Origin of the sequence: Streptomyces sp. MBT65 (genome assembly GCF_016612545.1) — a bacterium.
GTDB lineage: Bacteria > Actinomycetota > Actinomycetes > Streptomycetales > Streptomycetaceae > Streptomyces.
Genome location: NZ_JAENRY010000027.1, coordinates 14,510 through 31,524 on the forward strand (window position 1 = coordinate 14,510; position 17,015 = coordinate 31,524).

General features: G+C 70.2%; 16 protein-coding genes. 2 read left to right on the forward strand and 14 right to left on the reverse strand.

Features of this window, described 5'->3' with window-relative positions:
- Positions 1–28 precede the first annotated feature (28 nt).
- Genes JHN63_RS08720 through JHN63_RS08735 form a run of 4 tightly spaced genes read right to left on the reverse strand, consistent with a single transcriptional unit; the run spans position 29 to position 5,831 of the window.
- On the reverse strand, positions 29–1,714 hold the full coding sequence (locus JHN63_RS08720; protein WP_200678539.1) for an ABC transporter substrate-binding protein: 1,686 nt from the start codon (positions 1,712–1,714) through the stop codon (positions 29–31).
- Positions 1,711–3,180 (reverse strand): amidase, encoded by a 1,470-nt coding sequence (locus tag JHN63_RS08725; protein WP_234476322.1) that lies wholly within the window; start codon positions 3,178–3,180, stop codon positions 1,711–1,713. Before JHN63_RS08725 ends, JHN63_RS08720 begins: the two co-directional genes overlap by 4 nt.
- Entirely contained in the window at positions 3,173–3,694 is a 522-nt protein-coding gene (locus JHN63_RS08730) for a MaoC/PaaZ C-terminal domain-containing protein (protein WP_200678540.1), read from the reverse strand. The genes JHN63_RS08725 and JHN63_RS08730 overlap by 8 nt, the downstream gene beginning before the upstream one ends.
- The gene (locus JHN63_RS08735; RefSeq protein WP_200678542.1) at positions 3,687–5,831 is read right to left on the reverse strand and encodes an acetate--CoA ligase family protein; all 2,145 of its coding nucleotides are present in this window, start codon (positions 5,829–5,831) and stop codon (positions 3,687–3,689) included. The genes JHN63_RS08730 and JHN63_RS08735 overlap by 8 nt, the downstream gene beginning before the upstream one ends.
- A 345-nt stretch (positions 5,832–6,176) precedes the next feature.
- Here JHN63_RS08735 and JHN63_RS52500 point away from each other — a divergent pair, with 345 nt between their 5' ends.
- On the forward strand, positions 6,177–6,749 hold the full coding sequence (locus JHN63_RS52500) for a TetR/AcrR family transcriptional regulator (protein WP_200678543.1): 573 nt from the start codon (positions 6,177–6,179) through the stop codon (positions 6,747–6,749).
- Positions 6,750–7,057: 308 nt separating this feature from the next.
- Positions 7,058–7,348 (forward strand): helix-turn-helix domain-containing protein, encoded by a 291-nt coding sequence (locus JHN63_RS08745; RefSeq protein WP_200678544.1) that lies wholly within the window; start codon positions 7,058–7,060, stop codon positions 7,346–7,348.
- Between the two features lie 270 nt (positions 7,349–7,618).
- Here JHN63_RS08745 and dmpG read toward each other — a convergent pair whose 3' ends face one another.
- The 10 genes from dmpG to JHN63_RS08795 form a co-directional block, all read right to left on the reverse strand.
- Complete coding sequence (gene dmpG, locus JHN63_RS08750; protein WP_200678545.1) at positions 7,619–8,644, reverse strand: 4-hydroxy-2-oxovalerate aldolase; 1,026 nt, start codon at positions 8,642–8,644, stop codon at positions 7,619–7,621.
- A complete protein-coding gene (locus JHN63_RS08755) occupies positions 8,641–9,597 on the reverse strand; it encodes an acetaldehyde dehydrogenase (acetylating) (protein WP_200678546.1) in 957 nt (318 codons plus the stop codon). The genes dmpG and JHN63_RS08755 overlap by 4 nt, the downstream gene beginning before the upstream one ends.
- Positions 9,594–10,406 carry a 2-keto-4-pentenoate hydratase gene (locus tag JHN63_RS08760; protein WP_200678548.1) on the reverse strand — a complete coding sequence of 271 codons (813 nt, stop codon included), beginning with the start codon at positions 10,404–10,406 and terminating at the stop codon, positions 9,594–9,596. The genes JHN63_RS08755 and JHN63_RS08760 overlap by 4 nt, the downstream gene beginning before the upstream one ends.
- A gap of 5 nt (positions 10,407–10,411) precedes the next feature.
- A complete protein-coding gene (locus tag JHN63_RS08765) occupies positions 10,412–11,350 on the reverse strand; it encodes a 3-carboxyethylcatechol 2,3-dioxygenase (protein ID WP_200678549.1) in 939 nt (312 codons plus the stop codon).
- A gap of 9 nt (positions 11,351–11,359) precedes the next feature.
- Complete coding sequence (locus tag JHN63_RS08770; RefSeq protein ID WP_200678550.1) at positions 11,360–12,355, reverse strand: zinc-binding dehydrogenase; 996 nt, start codon at positions 12,353–12,355, stop codon at positions 11,360–11,362.
- Between the two features lie 191 nt (positions 12,356–12,546).
- On the reverse strand, positions 12,547–13,023 hold the full coding sequence (locus JHN63_RS08775) for a GNAT family N-acetyltransferase (protein ID WP_200678551.1): 477 nt from the start codon (positions 13,021–13,023) through the stop codon (positions 12,547–12,549).
- 7 nt (positions 13,024–13,030) lie between these two features.
- A complete protein-coding gene (locus JHN63_RS08780) occupies positions 13,031–14,608 on the reverse strand; it encodes a long-chain fatty acid--CoA ligase (protein WP_200678552.1) in 1,578 nt (525 codons plus the stop codon).
- A gap of 44 nt (positions 14,609–14,652) precedes the next feature.
- Positions 14,653–15,495, reverse strand: a complete 843-nt coding sequence (locus tag JHN63_RS08785) for an SDR family NAD(P)-dependent oxidoreductase (RefSeq protein ID WP_200678554.1) — start codon at positions 15,493–15,495, stop codon at positions 14,653–14,655.
- Positions 15,495–16,361 (reverse strand): alpha/beta fold hydrolase, encoded by an 867-nt coding sequence (locus JHN63_RS08790; RefSeq protein ID WP_200678556.1) that lies wholly within the window; start codon positions 16,359–16,361, stop codon positions 15,495–15,497. The genes JHN63_RS08785 and JHN63_RS08790 overlap by 1 nt, the downstream gene beginning before the upstream one ends.
- A 19-nt stretch (positions 16,362–16,380) precedes the next feature.
- Entirely contained in the window at positions 16,381–16,941 is a 561-nt protein-coding gene (locus JHN63_RS08795; RefSeq protein ID WP_200678558.1) for a 3-phenylpropionate/cinnamic acid dioxygenase subunit beta, read from the reverse strand.
- Positions 16,942–17,015 lie beyond the last annotated feature (74 nt).

The window sequence follows — 17,015 nt, forward strand, 5'->3', positions numbered from 1 at the left end:
GTGGTCCGGGCCGCCACGCGGTGATCGGCTACTTCGCGGGCCCGATGAGGGCGAGAGACGGCTGGAACATGTAGGCGAACGAGGTCGTGGCGCCCGAGAATTTGTTGTTCAGGTAGGACACCTCGTTCAGCCCGACCAGGGAGGTGGTCAGGTTCTCCGCCTCGTACACCTTCTGCGCCTTCACGATCAGGTTCGCCCGTTCCTTGGCGTCGTCGCTCTGCTGGGCCTGGGCGAGAGCATCGGTGACGGTCGGGTCGTCGTAGCCGGTGTAGTTGTAGGCGGCGTCCGGCAGGAGGGTGAGGCCGAGCTGTTCCAGCGGGTCGGCGACCTGGTTGTAGCTGACGCTGAGCAGCAGGTCCACGTCCTTGCGCGCCGAGGGGTCGACGAAGATGGTGCCGTACTGGAGCGGCTGCAGGGCCTGGATCTGCACGGTCAGCCCGATGGCCTTGGCCTGCTGTTGGATGAGCTGGGCGAGCTGGGACTGGGTGGCGTCTCCCGCGAGGGTGACGAGCTTGACCGGCTTGCCGGGGGCGTCGGCCGAGTCGATGAGCTTCTTGGCCGCGTCGACGTCGTAGGCGTTGGACTTCTCGTACGCCCCGTAGGCGTCCTGGTAGACGCTGCGGGCGTCCGGGTCCCAGGTGCTCTTGGGAAGGTAGGTGTAGTTGGCCTCGCCGGCACCGTTGAAGACGACTTTGGCCAGGGCAGCGCGGTCGATGGAGGTGAACAGGGCCTTTCGGACCGCCTTGTCGGCCAGCGGGCCTCCCGAGCGGGCGGCGGCCAGGTTGACGTACTGGATCGACGGGCCGAAGTGCACCGTGCCCTTCGAGCTGGACTTCAGGCGGGGGATCGCGGCCGGGGGGACCTCGTAGGCGCCGTCGAGCTCGCCCGACACCAGGGCCTGTGTCAGAGCGGTGGAGTCCGTCAGGAACTTGAGCGTCGCCGTCTTGGCATGGGCCTTGTAGGCGGGGTTCCAATAGGCGTCGTTGCGCTCGAGCTCGATGCCGGAGCCCGCGTTCCACTGCTTCAGTTCGAAGGGGCCGCTGCACATCAGGCCGCCCTTGGCGGTGCCCAGGTTCTTGCCCGCCTTGACGGCGTACGCCTTCTCGACGATGCCGCCGACGGGGCTGGCGAGCTCCTTGGTGAACAGCTCGTCATAGGTCTTGAAGCGGACGGTGACCTGGTGGGTGCCAGTCGCCTTGATGGACTTCACCTTGGCGAACAGGAAGTGGGAGGGCGCCTGCGGGTCGAGGTTGCGGCCCAGGCTGTAGGCGACGTCCTCGGCGGTGAGCGGGTGGCCGTTCCAGAACTTCACGCCCTCGCGGATCGTGTAGACCACGGTCAGCTTGTCGGGCCGGGAGGTGGAGGTGGCGAGGTTCGGGCTGGTGGTGAAGTTCGGGTTGGTGCGGAAGAGCGGGTCGCACAGGTTGGACAGCACCAGGTCGACGCTGAAGTCGTACGCGTTCAGCGGGTCGAGCGATCCCGGTTCGCCGTGCGGCAGGCCCCAGGTGAGGTGGTCGATGTCGCCCGCGGCGGCCTTGGGCAGGGACGCGGTCAGAGACGGACTCGCGGCCGACCCGGTGGGCGACTCCGATGTGCCGGACGAACAGGCGGTGCCGACGGCGAGGACGAGCGCGGTCAGCGCGGCGGCGCTGCCGGCCCGTCGGTGTGCCGCCGCTCTGCGGGCCGCCGGAGCGGCGGTCGGGTGAGTGGTCATCTCGTGCTCCTGGGACGGGTCGTGACGAGCGGAGGGCGGCGGGTGGACCACTCGGTGGCCGCCTCGTAGCAGGCGGCGGCGCGCAGGATGTCCGCGTCACCGTGGTAGGGGCCGATGATCTGCAGCCCGACCGGCAGACCGTGCGAGTCGAATCCGCAGGGCACGGTGACGGCGGGCAGACCGGCGTGGCTCGGCGGTTCGGTCAGGCGGTGGAAGGCGAGACCCGGCTCGGCCACCGCCTGCCCGTCGACATGGGTCGGGCCGGCGGCGGGACCCGGGTGCGGGAACACGACGGACGGCATCGTCGGGGTGAGCAGGAGGTCGTAGCGCGAGAAGACGGCGGCGAAGCCCTCCGCGATCCGGGCGCGCGCGGAGGCCGAGTGCCGCAGGTGGTCGGCCGCCGTGAGGGTGCGTCCCTTCTCCGCGAGGCGGCTGATGATCGGGGGCGAGCCGGCCGGGTCCCAGCCCTGCTCGATCAGCTCGTCAAGAGCCACGGTGAACGCGGGTGTCCAGAAGTCCTGGAAGTACTGGACGGCGTCGGGCAGGTCGATGTCCACCGGCTCGACGTGGGCGCCCAGGTCCTCGGCGAACACCCGCAGTGCCTGTTCGAACCGGTCGCGTACGTCGGGGTCGACCGGGCCCTGCCCAAAGTCGGGGCTGTAGGCGACGCGCAGCCCGCGCACGCTCGCGTCGCGGAGAGCGTCGGTGAAGGGAACCAGCGGCGCCGGGAGGGCCATCGGCTCATGGGGATCGGGGCCGGCCGTGGCCTGGAGCATCAGTGCAGCATCCGCGACCGTACGGGTCAGCGGGCCACAGGCGGCGACCAGACCGTAGACGTCGGCCTCGCCGTGGATGGGGATCCGCCCGGTGGAGGCTTTGAGGCCTACCACCCCGCAGCACGAGGCGGGGACGCGGATGGAGCCGCCCCCGTCGCTCCCCCAGGCGAGCGGGGCGAGGCCGGACGCCACCGCGGCGGCCGCACCTCCACTGGAGCCGCCCGCGGTCCTGGTGGTGTCCCAGGGGTTGTTGGTGATGCCGGTCAGGGGGCTCTCGGTGACCCCGAGCATCCCGAACTCAGGAGTGCAGGTCTTGCCGACCAGGATCGCTCCGGCCGCCTTGAGACGGGACCACGCCAAGGTGTCGCGCTCGGGCACATGGTCCTTGAAGGCCACCGATCCATAGGTGGTGCGTACCCCGGCGGTGTCCGTGAGGTCCTTGACCGTGATCGGCACGCCGTGCAGCGGAGCGAGCTGTCCGGCCGGCGTGGCCGTCACTTGTCGTTCGGCCTCCCGTGCTGCGGCGAGAGCCTGCTCGGCGGTCACCGTCACGAAGGCGTTGACGAGGGGGTCGACCCGCTCGATCCGGGCCAGCACGGCTTCGACCGCTTCGACCGGTGACACTGCGCGTTCTCTGATGGCGCGGGCCAGCTCGGTGGCCGGCATGTCGCACAGCTGGTCGTCACTCATCGCGACACTCCTCGTCTTCGTTGTCTCCGTCGTCGCCAGGCACCCAGAGCACCCGCCACTGGGCGGTGAACCCGGGCCGTTTCCTGTTCTCGACCTCGATCACGCAGTCGAACAGGAGCAGGTAGTTGTCGCCGCGAGGCTCGGCCTCAAGGACCTCGAACGTCAGCCGCATGCGCTCACCGGCGCGCACCGGGGAGACGAAGCGCACACGGTCAAGCCCGTAGTTCCAGCCGGCGATCTCCCCGGGAGCGGGCCGCAGGACCCTGCTCATCAGATGGTCGAGGAGGCTGAGCAGATGGAAGCCCTCGACCAGTTGCTCGGGGTAGACGGACAGGTCGTATCCGTCCGGGTTCTCGTCGACGTAACTCGCCTCGTCGAACAGCGGCAGCTTGTTGGCGTCGACGGCGAACCAGTCGCCGGTGAACGAGCGGCCGGCGAGGGACGGGATCTCCGCGAACGTGACCGTCACGCCGTCCTGGGCCAGGGCGGTGTTGGGAGCGTTGATGTCAGGCATGGTGAGCCACCAGGAGGGAGTCGACGATCAGGACGCGGCCGGTGCCGTGCTCGACAAAGACGGGGTTGAGATCGCCCTCGGCGAGCAGGTCCGCGAAGTCGGCGGCCAGCAGGGAGAGCCGGTGCACCGCGTCTGCGAGGGGGCCCGTGTCGGTCTTGGGCTGGAGGTTGCGGTAGCCGTCCAGGACAGTGCCGAGGCGGGTGCGGGCGATGACCTGTCGGGCTTCGACCGGGTCGATGGGGGCCAGTGCGGACGCCGTGTCCCTGTGAAGTTCCACGAGCGTACCGCCGGTGCCGACGGTCGTGACGGCGCCGAAGACCGGGTCCGACACGAAGCCGATCATGGCCTCCGTGCTGTCGCCGACCTGCCGCTGTATCTCGAAGCCGTCGATGACAGCGTCGGGGCGGGCCGCACTCACTCGGTCCCGGATGCCGTCGACAGCGAGCCGCAGTGCGGCCTCGTCCTTGACGTCGAGGACTACCCCGCCGAGGTCGGAACGGTGCGCGACATCAACTGACGCGACCTTCACGACTACCGGATATCCGTGAGCCGAGGCCCATCGCACCGCGCCTTCGGCGTCGGGCACGACCGCCGATTCGACGCATGGGAGCCCGTACCGGGAGAGCAGGTTTCGCGAGAGGGCTGCGGTCAGGGGACCGCTGTGTCCCGCGATCTGCGCCCGCAGCTCGCGGATCGCCTCTCGGTGGGGACCGCCGGTTCTGTCGTCCTTCCGGTCGGTGGGCACGGGCCGCTGGTTGACGGCGAGCGAGCGCAGCGCGACGAGTCCGTTCCCGATGCCCCGCAAGAGGGGGACCGAGGGGCCGAGAAGGGCTTCGCAGGCCGGGTGGACGCTCACCGAGCTGCTGGAGGCGACGACCAGGGGCTTGGCCGGGCGCTGGTCCGCGACGGCGCGGACCGAGCGGTACTCGTCGGACTCGTACTCCACCTCGTCGTCGGTGAGCGTGGCCTGGCCGTCCAGGACGACCAGGACGGAGTCGACCTCCGGGTCGTCGAGCACCAGCCGGATCGACTGCTCGTAGCCCTCTTCGGTGAAGTGGATGCTTGCCCCGGAGTCGTAGGGGTTGTTCACGGTCGCGCCCGGCATGGCCTCCTCCAGCGCGCGGACGGTCGGCTCGGTGAAGGCGGGCGTGGTGACCGAGCGCGCCTCGGCGAGATCGGCGGCCAGGGCGGCCTGCCCGCCGGAGATGGTGATCACGCCGACCCTCGTGCCTGCCGCTGGCGGCAGGTCCGGCACTGTGAGGCACTGCAGTACGGACGCGAGCTCGTCGTAGTCCGCGACCAGGGGCACGTCGAGCCGCTCGAACAGCGCCTGGTAGGCCGCGTCACTGCCCACCAGGGCCCCGGTGTGGGCGGTCGTGGCGGCGGAGCCGACCGCGCTGCGGCCCACCTTGAGGACCACCACGGGCTTTCCGGCCTGGCGCATCCGCGTCACCCCGGCGACGAAGGAGGGCAGGTCCCTGATCGATTCGAGAACCACCCCGGCCGCGGCCGTCGCCGGATCGTCGGCCAGCCAGGACAGATAATCGGCGGTCGTGAGGCCGTACTCGCCCCCCGACGAGACGACCTTGGAGAACCGCACCCGTCCGCTGGACCGGGCCACGAAGATCGCGGCGGACCCGGACTGGGCGATGAGGGCCACGTTGCCGGGCTCGGCACCGGTGACATTGGCGGTGTCGATCCACAGCGGGATGCCGTCCGTGTGGTTGATGAATCCCATGCAGTTCGGCCCGTGCACGGCCATCTTGCTGGTGCGGGCGAAGTCGATGAACGCGCGGGTGGTGGAGGCGTCCAGGCCCACGGTCGGCACGAGTGCCGACCGGCATCCGGCCGCCTCCAGCTGACGCAGGGCGTCCATGACGGCCGGGGCGGGCAGGGAGACGACGGCGGCGTCGATACCGCCGGGCAGCCGGGCCACCCCCGGGACGGCTGCGAGGCCGTCGATACTCGCGGCCGTCGGGTGAACCACGTGGACATCGCCCGCGTAGTCCTGCCGCCGAAGATTTCGCAGCACGTGGTTGCCCGCGCTCAGCTTCCTGGCCGAGGCCCCGAGGACCGCGACGGAGGCCGGCCTCAGCAAAGCGCTCAGGCCGGGAGTGTGACGTGGTGGCTCTGTCATCCGGTGACTCCAGATTCGGATTCATGGGGTGCTTCGACAGCTCGCGAGGAGGCTTGGGGCGAGCGGCGAGGATGAGATGTGGGCCGGCTCGGCGGTGAGTGACCGTGGAGGACGCCGGTGGGTCGGCCGGTCGGCGGGTTGGCTCAGGACCGGGTGCTCTTGCGGGAGGCTGATGTACCGCTTCGCGTATCGGTGAATGTATATCCATAGATACACTTCGACAATAGGTCGGCCTTGATCACCTGTGCCGTAACCAGACGTTTACTTGATGGGCGATCCGCCATACCGGCCCGCCGACGCGGCACGCGCCGGAGAATGGCAGGCTGAAGCCCCAGGAGGAGAGCCGTGCCCCGTCATGTGGACCATGAGCAGCGCCGTCGCGACATCATCGACGCCTCACGCCGGATCCTCGTCTCCGGCGGCCCCTCCGCCCTCACCATCCGTGCCGTGGCCAAGGAGCTGGGCGGCTCCATCACCCTCGTCACCCACTTCTTTCCGACCCGCCCGGAACTGATGCGGGCCGTCGTGACCGAGATGATCGACAGCTACGACACCGAACTCGCGACCCTGGAAGAGGGCGCGGACGCGCCGACGCGCCTGCGGATCCTGATGCGCTGGATGCTTCCACTGGCCGAGGACGAGTGGGCGGCGGAGAAGGGCCGCATCGTCCTCATCGCCCAACGCGACCAGGAGCCGAGCATCGGAGAGTTCTTCACGACCATGGACGCGCGCATACGGGAACTGCTGCGCCGACATGTCGAACCCCTGGTGCCCGCCGAACAGGTCGACGCGACCGTTGACCTGTTGCGGGTGCTGGCCAATGGGCTGGTCCTGTCGGCCGTGGAGCACCACCACGCGTGGCCGCGAGAGCGGCAGTTGGCGGTGCTGGACGCGGCACTCGCGGCGTACGGCCTGTGAAGGCACCCACCGGTAAGTCCGCCCTGTCGCAGGCGGTGCGGATCTTCGAGGCCTTCACGCCCGGAGATCCGGCACTCACAGTCTCCGTGATCTCCCTGCGGAGAAGTACCTGTTCATCGCCAGCGGCATCGGCATCACTCCGCTCCTGCCGATGGTCCACCCTTCCAGGCCGGGCTCACTCACCCCCGACGGCAAGGCGGTCGACACCGACCGGCGCGCTGACCCCTGCTACTGATCTCTTCGGGTTGTTGTCGGGTGCTGATCCCTGCGGTAGGCCGGTCGTATGCGGTACGCGCAGGGCGGCGGGTTTGACCGCCGAGCGGCAAGAGCTTCGTGAGCGGATCCGGTACCAGGCGGGCGAACGGTTCACGCGCGACGAGAAGACCGCGGCGATCGCGAAGGATCTGCGGGAGAGCGAGCAGTCGGTGGAACGCTGGCGGCGTGCCTGGCGGGAGGGCGGGATGGATGCGCTGGCTTCCACCGGACCGTCGAAACTGCCCAGGCTGTCTGACGGCCGGTTCGCGGAATTGGAGAAGGAGTTGACCCGCGGACTCGCCGAGCACGGCTGGAGGACCAGCGGTGGACCCTGGCACAGATGAGAGTCCTGATCGCCTGGAAGTTCCGGATCGGCTGTTTGAGCTGCCGCGGGCGTCGAGCGGACCGACTGCGCGTATCCGGATACGGCCACCGCTGCCAGCTCCAACGCGCGCCCGGCCAGACACGAACCAGTGCCCCTGCCGGCCTCGCCGCCGCCTCGCTCACCGCCAAGGGCCGCCGCTGGCTCATGGGGAACGGGGTCACGCCCATCCCGGGCGTGACCCCGTTCCCATGATGTTCCGGGCGTTCCTTCGGCGTACGGCGCACACTGCTCAGCTCACAGTGGTGGCCTCCTCCGACGCGAGGTCGAGGGCGATGTCGACGATCATGTCCTCCTGACCGCCGACCAGGCCCCGGCGGCCGACCTCCAGCAGGAGCGCGCGGGCGTCGACGCTGTAGCGTTCGGCGGCGAGTTCGGCGTGGCGCAGGAAGGAGGAGTAGACGCCTGCGTAGCCGAGGGTGAGGGTCTCGCGGTCCACCTGGACCGGGCGGTCTCGCAGTGGTCGTACCAGATCGTCGGCGGCGTCCTGGAGGGCGAGGAGATCGCAACCGTGCTTCCAGTCCTGCAGGTCGGCCACGGCGACGAAGGCCTCGATGGGGCAGTTGCCGGCGCCTGCGTCCTGCCCGGCGAGGGACGCGTCGACCCGGGTGACGCCCTCCTCCACCGCGACGACGCTGTTGGCGACCGACAGCGAGAGGTTCTCGTGCGCGTGCACGCCGATCTGAGTGGCCGGGTCGAGGACGTCCCGGTAGGCACGGACATGCTCACGCATGCCGTCCATGGTGAGCCGGCCGCCGGAGTCGGTGACGTACACGCAGTGGGCGCCGTAGGACTCCATGAGCTGGGCCTGGGCGGCGAGTTCGGCGGGCGGGGCCATGTGGCTCATCATGAGGAAACCGGCCACGTCCATGCCGAGGTCGCGGGCCTTGGCGATGTGCTGGGCGGAGATGTCGGCCTCGGTGCAGTGGGTGGCGATGCGCACCGAGCGGACGCCGAGGGCGTGGGCGCGCTCCAATTCGGCGATCGTGCCGATGCCGGGCAGGAGGAGGGTGGTGAGCACCGCGTCGTCGATCGCGTCCGCTGCCGCTTCGATCCATTCCCAGTCGGTGTGGCTGCCGGGGCCGTAGTTGAGCGACCCGCCGGCCAGGCCGTCGCCGTGCGCGACCTCGATCGCGTCGACGCCCGCCGCGTCGAGGGCGGCGGCGATGCGGCCCACGTCGGCGGGGTCGATGCGGTGCCGGATGGCGTGCATACCGTCGCGCAGGGTGACGTCCTGGATGTACAGGCTGGGGCTCATCGGTGGGCCTCCGCGGGAAGGGTGCTGCGCCGGGCGATCGACTCGGCGACCCGCAGCGCGGCCGACGTCATGATGTCGAGGTTTCCGGCGTAGGCCGGCAGGTAGTGGGCGGCGCCCTCGACTTCGAGGAACACCGAGATCCGGGTGGTCACCGGACCCGCGCCGTCGGGCACCAGGGTGTGCACCGGTTCGTCTTCGGCGACGGGGGCGAACTGTACCTCCTGCTTGAGCCGGTAACCGGGCACGTACTGGGCCACCCGGTCGGCCATCTCCTTGACGGAGGCGCGCACGGCGTCCTGGTCGACGTCACCGGTCAGGCAGAACACGGTGTCCCGCATGATCAGCGGCGGCTCGGCGGGGTTGAGGACGATGATCGCCTTGCCGCGCGCGGCGCCGCCCACCGTCTCGATGGCGTGGGAGGTGGTCTCGGTGAACTCGTCGATGTTGGCGCGGGTGCCGGGTCCGGCCGACTTGGAGGCGATGGAGGCGACGATCTCTGCGTAGTGGACGTCGGTCACCGCGGAGACGGCCGCGACCATGGGGATGGTCGCCTGGCCGCCGCAGGTGACCATGTTGAGGTTGTCGGCCCCCGCGTCGAGGTGCTCCTCGAGGTTGACCGGTGGCACGACGAACGGGCCGATGGCTGCGGGCGTGAGGTCGATGAGTTTTTTGCCGTAGGACCCGAGCTTGTGGGCGTTGGCCAGGTGGGCCTTGGCCGAGGTGGCGTCGAAGACGATCTCGATCGTGTCGAAATGCGGCAGAGCGATGAGGCCGTCGACGCCCTCGTGGGTCGTGGGGACCTTGAGGCGGGCGGCGCGCGCGAGGCCGTCGGACGCCGGGTCGATGCCGACCATGGCACCGACTTCCAGGGTGTCCGACAGACGCAGGATCTTGATCATCAGGTCGGTGCCGATGTTGCCGGACCCGATGATGGCAACCTTGGTCTTCGTCATGCGCTGCTCTTTTCGGAGAATACGGCGGTGACCTCGCCGAGCGAGCTGATCTCGGCGCGGATCCGGGTTCCGGGCGGAGTGGGGACCATGGGGCCGAGCGCGCCGGACAGGACGACCTGGCCCGCGCGCAGCGGATCGCCGAACTCCCGTGCCGTGCGGGCCAGCCAGGCCAACGCGTTCAGCGGGTCACCGAGGCATGCGGCGCCGTTGCCCTCGGAGACGAGGACGTCGTCGGCGTACAGCCGCATGGAGGTCTCGCGGGGCTCGAAGTCGTCGAGGGTGAGCCGGTGTTCGGCGAGCACGAAGAGTCCGCTGGAGGCGTTGTCCGCGACCGTGTCGGTGAGGGTGATGTCCCAGTCGGCGATGCGGCTGTCGACGATCTCGAGCGCGGCGACTGCGTACTCGACCGCGGCGCGCACCCGCGGCGGGGTCAGGTCGCCGTCGGTCAGGTCCTCCTTGAGCACGAAGGCGATCTCCGCCTCGGCCTTGGGCTGGAGCAGCCGCCCGGACGGTACCTCGGGCAGGCCCGAGACGTCCATGTCGGCGAAGAGCACACCGAAGTCGGGCTGATCGACGCCGAGTTGGCGCTGTACAGCGGGTGAGGTCAGGCCGATCTTGCGGCCCACGACGACCGCGCCGTCCACCAGCCTGCGACGGGCCAGCTCCTGTTGTACGGCGTAGGCGGCGGCGAGGTCGTGTTCGCCGAGGAGATCACGTACGGGCGGGACGGGCCGGCCCTCGTCCAGGGCGGTGGCGAGCCGTGCGGCGGCGCGGACCACGGCCTGTGCGTCAACTGGTGTGTACGTCATGGCGGTTACCGCCCCTCTGCCGTGGCCACGGCAAACCCGGCGATCCACGCGGGGATGGCCTCGTAGAAGCGGGAGCTCATCTCGTACGGCCCGGTGGCGGCCAGGGAGGCGAACGCGGCGATCCACGTGCGGACTTCGTGGGCGGACCCGCCGGCATCCTTGGCCATCCCGTCCACGGTCCAGGAGTCGAACTCCGCCAGCTCTCCGCGTTCGAGGTGGTCGAGGAGACGGTTGTCCCAGGCGGGGTTGATCGGGATCATCGTGCTCGCCCCGGCGAGGTAGTCGCGACCCGCCTGGACGACCCGCTGCTCGCCCTTCGCGCGCTGCTCGGGGGTCGGCGGGTGGCCCTCGATGAGCGCGTCGGCGACTCGGGGCGGAGCTCCGTCCAGCACCGGTACGGGAGGATCGTGCGAGAGGCCGCCGGAGGCGAGGAACAGCACGCGCCGGTCGAGGTCGGCGCAGGCCTGGCCCAGGGCGGTCCCCAGTGCGCTGATCCGGCTCACCGGACCCAGCGGTGTGGCCACGCCGTTGACGAAGACGGGCACGACCGGCACTTGGCCGATGCCACCGAAGAGGACTTCGAGCGGCTGCGCGAAACCGTGGTCGACGGTCATCCTGGCGGAGACGGTGAGATCGATGCCGCGGTCGAGCGCGCCCTGGGCCAGGGCCTTCGCGGCGGCGGTGTCGACCGACAGCGGTCCGGCGGCCGTACCGAAGTCACCCACCGCGTGCGCCTCGGTGGCCAGGCAGAACGGCGGCATCTCCTTGTAGAAGAAACCGTTGTAGTGGTCGGGCGCGTAGAGCACGACCAGGTCCGGATCGAAGGCGCGAATGAAAGTCCGCGCCGTCTCAACGGCCTCGTCGACACGAGCCAGGACGTCCGGAGCGGGGTCGTTCTTGCCGATGAGGGGCGAGTGGGACAGCCCGACGGCTGCAGCGGGCATGGACGTTCCTTACTGCTGGGGCTGGGGGCGGGAATCCGAGGGGTGGATGACGAGCTTCCCCGTCAGCCCGCCGTCGATCATGAGCTGGAATCCTTTGTGGATGTCCGTAAGCGGGAGGGTCCGGTCGATCACCGGGCGGACGCCGGTCGCGTCGAGCATGCGGAGCATCGCCACCAGCTCGGCGCGGGTGCCGCCGGTGGAGCCGAGGATGCGCTGCTGGAGGTAGAAGACGCGGCCCAGATCGGCGCGCGGGTTGGTGCCGCTGGTGGCCCCGGCGATGACGACCGTTCCGCCGGGCCTCAGTGACTTCAGTGAGTGCGACCAAGTGGCCTCGCCGACCGTCTCGATGACGACGTCGACCTTCTCGGGCACCCGCTCGCCGGTGGGTACGGCGGCACGGGCGCCCCAGTTCAGGGCCTCGGCACGCTTGTCCTCGCTGCGGCTGGTGGCGTAGACGACGGCGCCCGCGGCCACCGCGAGCAGAATCGCGGCGGAGGCGACCCCACCGCCGGCGCCCTGGACCAGGACCCGGTCGCCGGCGGTGATCCGCGCCTGGGTGAACAGCATGCGGTAGGCGGTGGTCCAGGCGACGGGCAGACAGGCGGCCTCGTCGAACGACAGCCACGCAGGCTTGGGAACCAGGTTGCGGGCGGGCACGGTGACGTACTCCGCGAACGCACCGTCGTGCCGCTCGGACAGCAGCGCCCGGTTCGGGTCCAGCGTCTCGTCGCCGCGCCCGGCGTCCGGGTCGCCGAGCACCGGGTGGACGATCACCTCGTTGCCGTCCTCGTCGTATCCGGCCGCATCACAGCCGAGGACGATCGGGAGCCGCTCGGGCGGGTGGCCGACACCCCGCAGGGTCCACAGGTCGTGCATATTGAGCGAGGAGGCCACGACACGGACCCGGGACCAGCCGGGCTTCGAGGCAGGCTCCGGTACGTCGCGCAGGACGAGCCCGGACAGCGGGTCGGCGGCGCTCTGGGAGATGGCGATAGCAGCAAGCACGAGATCACGGTGGCCCCGACCGGGCATCGGGCCATAGCGCGCGTGCCACGGTGCAGCACATCGGCGACGTCGGTGACATCACGTCACCGCTCAGTGCCCGGCCCGGTGGTGGGAGGGCACCTGAGATCGCCGATGGCCGACGGCCCAGGTACCCGACTTGGGCCGTCGGCCATCGTGAGGCGGGAGCGGGGTCAGTGGGGCATGTCGTCCAATGCGGTGGGAACGTCGGCGATCCAGGCCGGCTCCGCCGTGAACAGGACGACGCTGCCGTTCGGCAGGTCCGCTTCGGCGACCCGACGGAAGCCGCCCGCCTCGAAGGCGCTCTGCGTGGCGGTGTCGTCCTCGGCCGGTGCGGCGACGACACGGCGACAGTGCGGGTCGGCGGCGAACAGGGCGGGGACGAGGTCGCTCAGCAGTCGAACAGCCATGGTCTCAGCGTCCTCGACCAGGACCAGTCCAACAGCAATGTCGTGGGCGCCGTACGGATAGCACGCGCGCACCGGATGGTGCTGAACGCGGTGCAGGCGCAGCTCGACCGGCGTACCCCCATCTCGCGGGACGGCAGCGTACGCACGGACGCCGTGCCCGGCGTCGGCGAGTGGGCGCAACGTCCAGTCGGCTCCTGGGGCAGGCTCGGGCAGCGGCGGCACGTCGAGTGATGTGGTCACGGTGGGCTCATCTGGTGTCGGGGGCGGGTTCGGCCTCGACCAGTCGGCGCAGTTCGCCCTTGGCGAGCTTGCCGCTGGCGTTGCGCGGCAGTTGGCCGACGAGCAGGAGCCGGGTGGGGAGCTTGTAGCGGGCGAGGTGCCGGCCGGCGAACTCCCGTACCCCCTCCAGCGTGAGCGATGTGCCGGGTGCACAGGTGAGAACGGCCTCGACGGCCTCGCCCCAATTCGGGTCGGGGACGCCGATGACGGCCGCCTCCAGGACGCCGGGGCAGGCGGCGAGGACACGCTCCACCTCGGCCGGGTAGATGTTCTCGCCACCGCTGATGATCATGTCCTTCAGCCGGTCGACGATGTAGTAGAAGCCGCCCTTGTCGCGGTGGGCGATGTCTCCGGTGTGGAACCAGCCGGCGTCGTCGACGGCGGCGCGGGTCGCCTCCGGGTTGTTCCAGTACCCGGGGGTGACGTTGGGGCCGCGGACGCAGATCTCGCCGCGGGTGTCGGCCTCGGCGATTCTGGCGCCGGTGGCGGGATCGGCGAGACTGATCTCGGTATACGGCATGGGCGCGCCGGCCGAGCCCGCCTTCTCCAGCGTCAGCCCGGCGGGCAGGTATGTGGCGAAGGGTGCCGTCTCGGTGAGCCCCCAGGCCTGCTGGAGCAGGATGCCGTGTTCGGCGTAGTCCTTGATCAGCTGGGGTGGGACGGGTGCGCCCGCGACCACCGCGGAGCGCAGGGCTCCCAGGTCGGCCTCGGCGAAGCCGGGCACGCGGGCGAGGGCGGCGAACATGGCGGGGACGGCGAAGCAGGTGCTCACACGGTGCCTGACCAGGTCGTCCAGGCACTTCGCGGGGTCGAAACCGCGGCGCAGGACGACCGTGCCGCCGCGCAGCAGGGTGCGCAGGGTGAGGGCGTTGAGGCCGCCAATGTGGAAGAGCGGGGCGACGGCCAGGTTCACGTCGTCGGAGCGGGTGTCCACCGTGCTGTCGACGTTGACGCTGTTCCACCACAGGTTGCCGTGGGTGAGCATGACTCCCTTGGGGCGCCCGGTGGTGCCGGAGGTGTACATCAGGGCGCCGAGGTCGTCGTCGTGCAACGGCACCGGCTCCCGTTCGGGCCGTCCGGAGCCGAGCAGCTCCGACAGCGGCGTCCACAGGGCCTCGGGCGCAACCGCGGCGGGGCAGGCGGGGTCGGTGTCGACCAAGAGGTGGCGGCGGGCTGGAATGCCGCCGAGGACCGACTCCACCAGTTCGCGGTGCCCCTCCTCGACGACCACGGTGTGGGCTCCGCTGTCGATGAGGATGTGGCGTACCTCGTCGGCGGCGAGGCGGAAGTTGACGGGGACGAAGACGGCCCCGAGGTGGGCGGCGGCGAACAGCGTGTGGAAGAAGGTGACGCTGTTGAAGCCCAGGTAGGCGATCCGGTCGCCGCGGCGCAGCCCCTGCTCGGCGAGCCCGGACGCCAATTCGGCCGCCGTGCGGCTGATTTGGGCGGCAGAGAACTCCTGGCCCTCGTAGACGAGAGCGGTGGACGTGGGGTATTTGGCTCTGCGGTACAGCGCGGCTGCGGGGCTGATGTCGACGGCGGCCATGGCTGCGGCTCCTTCGATGGCTGTCGTACGGGAGGCGGAGGGTTCTACAGGCCGGCGCCGCCGGCGGCGGTGCGGAAGCCGCGTACAGCGATGCCACCGTCGGCGGGGATGACCGCGCCGGTCACGGTGGAGCTGTTGGCGCGGGAGGCGAGCAGGACGTACGGGCCGGTGAAGTCCTCGGGCTCGACGCTGGAGTCGTACAGGGGGATGAGAGGCGGCTGCTTGTCGCCGGACGCCTCGTTCTTGGCGAAGGAGGCCTCCAGCGTGCGGTCCTGCAGGCCCAGGCTCTCCGGACCGCGCAGCTTGGTGCGCATGCCGCCGACGGCGACGCCGTTGACGCGGACCTTCGGTGCCAGCTCGTAGGCGAACTGGCGGAGCAGGCCGAGGCAGGCGTGTTTGCTGGCGGTGTAGAGGGAGCCGCCGCCGTCGGTGTGGAGAGAGGCGTTGGAGAGGGTCATGACGATGCTCCCGCGGCTGCGGACCAGTTCCCGCCAGGCGGCCTCCACGGCCAGGACGTATCCCTTGACGTTGATGCCGAAGACCTCGTCGAAGGCCTCGGAGAGCTGCTTGCCGTCGAGCCGGGTGACGCTGCGGTGGTAGTCCCAGATTCCGGCGTTCGGAACGAGGATGTCCAGCTTGCCGAAGCGCTCCGTGGTGGCCGCGACGGCGCGGTGCAGATCGTCCGGGGAGCGCACGTCACCGGCCACGGTGAGCATCCTCTCCCCCAGGTCCCCTGCGGCCGCGACCACTTCCTGGAGCTGGTCGGTGTTCCGGCCGAGGACGACGACGCTCGCGCCCTCGGCGAGATAGCGCAGAGCGACCGCGCGGCCGATGCCGGAGCCGCCGCCGGTGATCAGGGCGACGTCGCCCTCCAGCCAGCCGCCCATCACCGGGCTCCGAGGAAGTCGGTGACCAGCCGCTCGAACTCCTGCTGCCGCTCCAGCTGCACCCAGTGGCCACAGCCGCCGAAGACGTGCAGTTGGACGTCACGGATCTGCTTGAGCATCAGTTGGGCGCCGTCGAGGGTGATGGTGCGGTCATCGCGACCCCACAGCAGCAGGGTCGACGCCTTGATCCTGTGGACACGCTGCCAGAGCGGGTCCATGCCGTGCCGCTTGGCGAAGGCCGCGTTGTAGGCGTGGTAGAAGGCGATGTGGGACTCGTCGAGGGAGGCCTCGTAGCGGGCCTGGACGGTGTCCTCCCAGCGCATCGGCTCAGCGGTCATGACACGGATGAAGTCCCGCATCTTCTTCACCGACGGGCCCTCGCCGTTGTAGTAGCGGAACATCGCCTTCTGACCCTCGGTAGGGGTCGGCCCGAACGGCAGCCAGCCGCCGCCCGGTGCCATCAGCACCAACTTCTCGACCCGCTCGGGGACTTCGAGCGCGGTGGCGATAGCGGCGGCGCCGCCGAGGCTGTTGCCGAGCAGGTGGAAGCGGTCGACGCCGAGGGCGTCCAGGGTCTGCAGCAGGGCGTCGACGGTGATCTCGGTGATGCTGTGGACGTCGAGGTCCGCCTCGGTGGGCCGGTAGCTGTCGCCGAAGCCGGGCTGGTCGGGCAGCACGACCCGGAAGTGCGGGGTGAGAGCTGCCAGGTTCTGGCGGTAGTTGGCCACCCCGCTCGCACCAGGGCCGCCGCCGTGCAACATCACCAGCACCGGGCCCTCGCCGGCCTCGCTGACCGCGACAGTCCCGAGCGTCGTCCGAACGGTGTGCTCGACGAGCGTCGGCTCTTCAGTCTGTGCAGTGCTCACGTGGGTCTCCGGTCGGTCGTCACAGGAAGGTGCTGATGTTCTTGGCGAGCAGGACGTTCTGGTCGAGCAGGATCGTGCGGCGGGCGATCAGCAGGCCTCCGTCGTCGGTGCGACGCAGGTGGTCGGTGCGGCCGCCGGCGTAGATGTCGACCTCGCGCTCCAGCCGGTTGCGGTAACAGAGGAACGCAGACTCGGCGACGTACTCGCCGTTCTTCTCGCCCGGCCGTACCGTCACGTTGGTGATCAGGTGCCGGGTCCGCGAGGGCGGGTCCTCGGCCCAGGCCATGCCCGAGTCGAAACGGCGGATCCGCCAGGCCAGACTCGCCTTGGTCTCGTCGAAGATCGCCACCTCACCGGGCGCGCCGTCGGCCAGGGCCTGCTGGCGGCGCAGCCGGTTGGTGCGCACCGGTGCCCAGTAGTGCAGGTCGTCGGCGAACAGCTCCAGCCAGTCGGCGTACCGGTGCTGGTCGAGCAGCTGCGCCTCAACTGTGTACAGGCGCTGCACCTCGAAGTGGAGCCGGACGTCGTCGTAGGTGACCGTCGGGGGCTCGTTGACCGCCGGCTCCGGGTGAATACTCATCGGTGGGTCCTCCAGCGGTCCGCGCTCGGTGCTGTCATTCCAGCGCGGAGAGGGTGGTTCAGGGAGCGCGTGTG

Coding starts and splice junctions, on each gene's coding strand:
- JHN63_RS08755 (WP_200678546.1), bottom strand. CDS start 9,597: ATGACGAAGACCAAGGTTGCCATCATCGGGTCCGGCAACATCGGCACC.
- JHN63_RS08780 (WP_200678552.1), bottom strand. CDS start 14,608: ATGGCCGCCGTCGACATCAGCCCCGCAGCCGCGCTGTACCGCAGAGCC.
- JHN63_RS08785 (WP_200678554.1), bottom strand. CDS start 15,495: ATGGGCGGCTGGCTGGAGGGCGACGTCGCCCTGATCACCGGCGGCGGC.
- JHN63_RS08720 (WP_200678539.1), bottom strand. CDS start 1,714: ATGACCACTCACCCGACCGCCGCTCCGGCGGCCCGCAGAGCGGCGGCA.
- JHN63_RS08725 (WP_234476322.1), bottom strand. CDS start 3,180: ATGAGTGACGACCAGCTGTGCGACATGCCGGCCACCGAGCTGGCCCGC.
- dmpG (WP_200678545.1), bottom strand. CDS start 8,644: ATGAGCCCCAGCCTGTACATCCAGGACGTCACCCTGCGCGACGGTATG.
- JHN63_RS08765 (WP_200678549.1), bottom strand. CDS start 11,350: ATGCCCGCTGCAGCCGTCGGGCTGTCCCACTCGCCCCTCATCGGCAAG.
- JHN63_RS08730 (WP_200678540.1), bottom strand. CDS start 3,694: ATGCCTGACATCAACGCTCCCAACACCGCCCTGGCCCAGGACGGCGTG.
- JHN63_RS08735 (WP_200678542.1), bottom strand. CDS start 5,831: ATGACAGAGCCACCACGTCACACTCCCGGCCTGAGCGCTTTGCTGAGG.
- JHN63_RS08795 (WP_200678558.1), bottom strand. CDS start 16,941: ATGAGTATTCACCCGGAGCCGGCGGTCAACGAGCCCCCGACGGTCACC.
- JHN63_RS08760 (WP_200678548.1), bottom strand. CDS start 10,406: ATGACGTACACACCAGTTGACGCACAGGCCGTGGTCCGCGCCGCCGCA.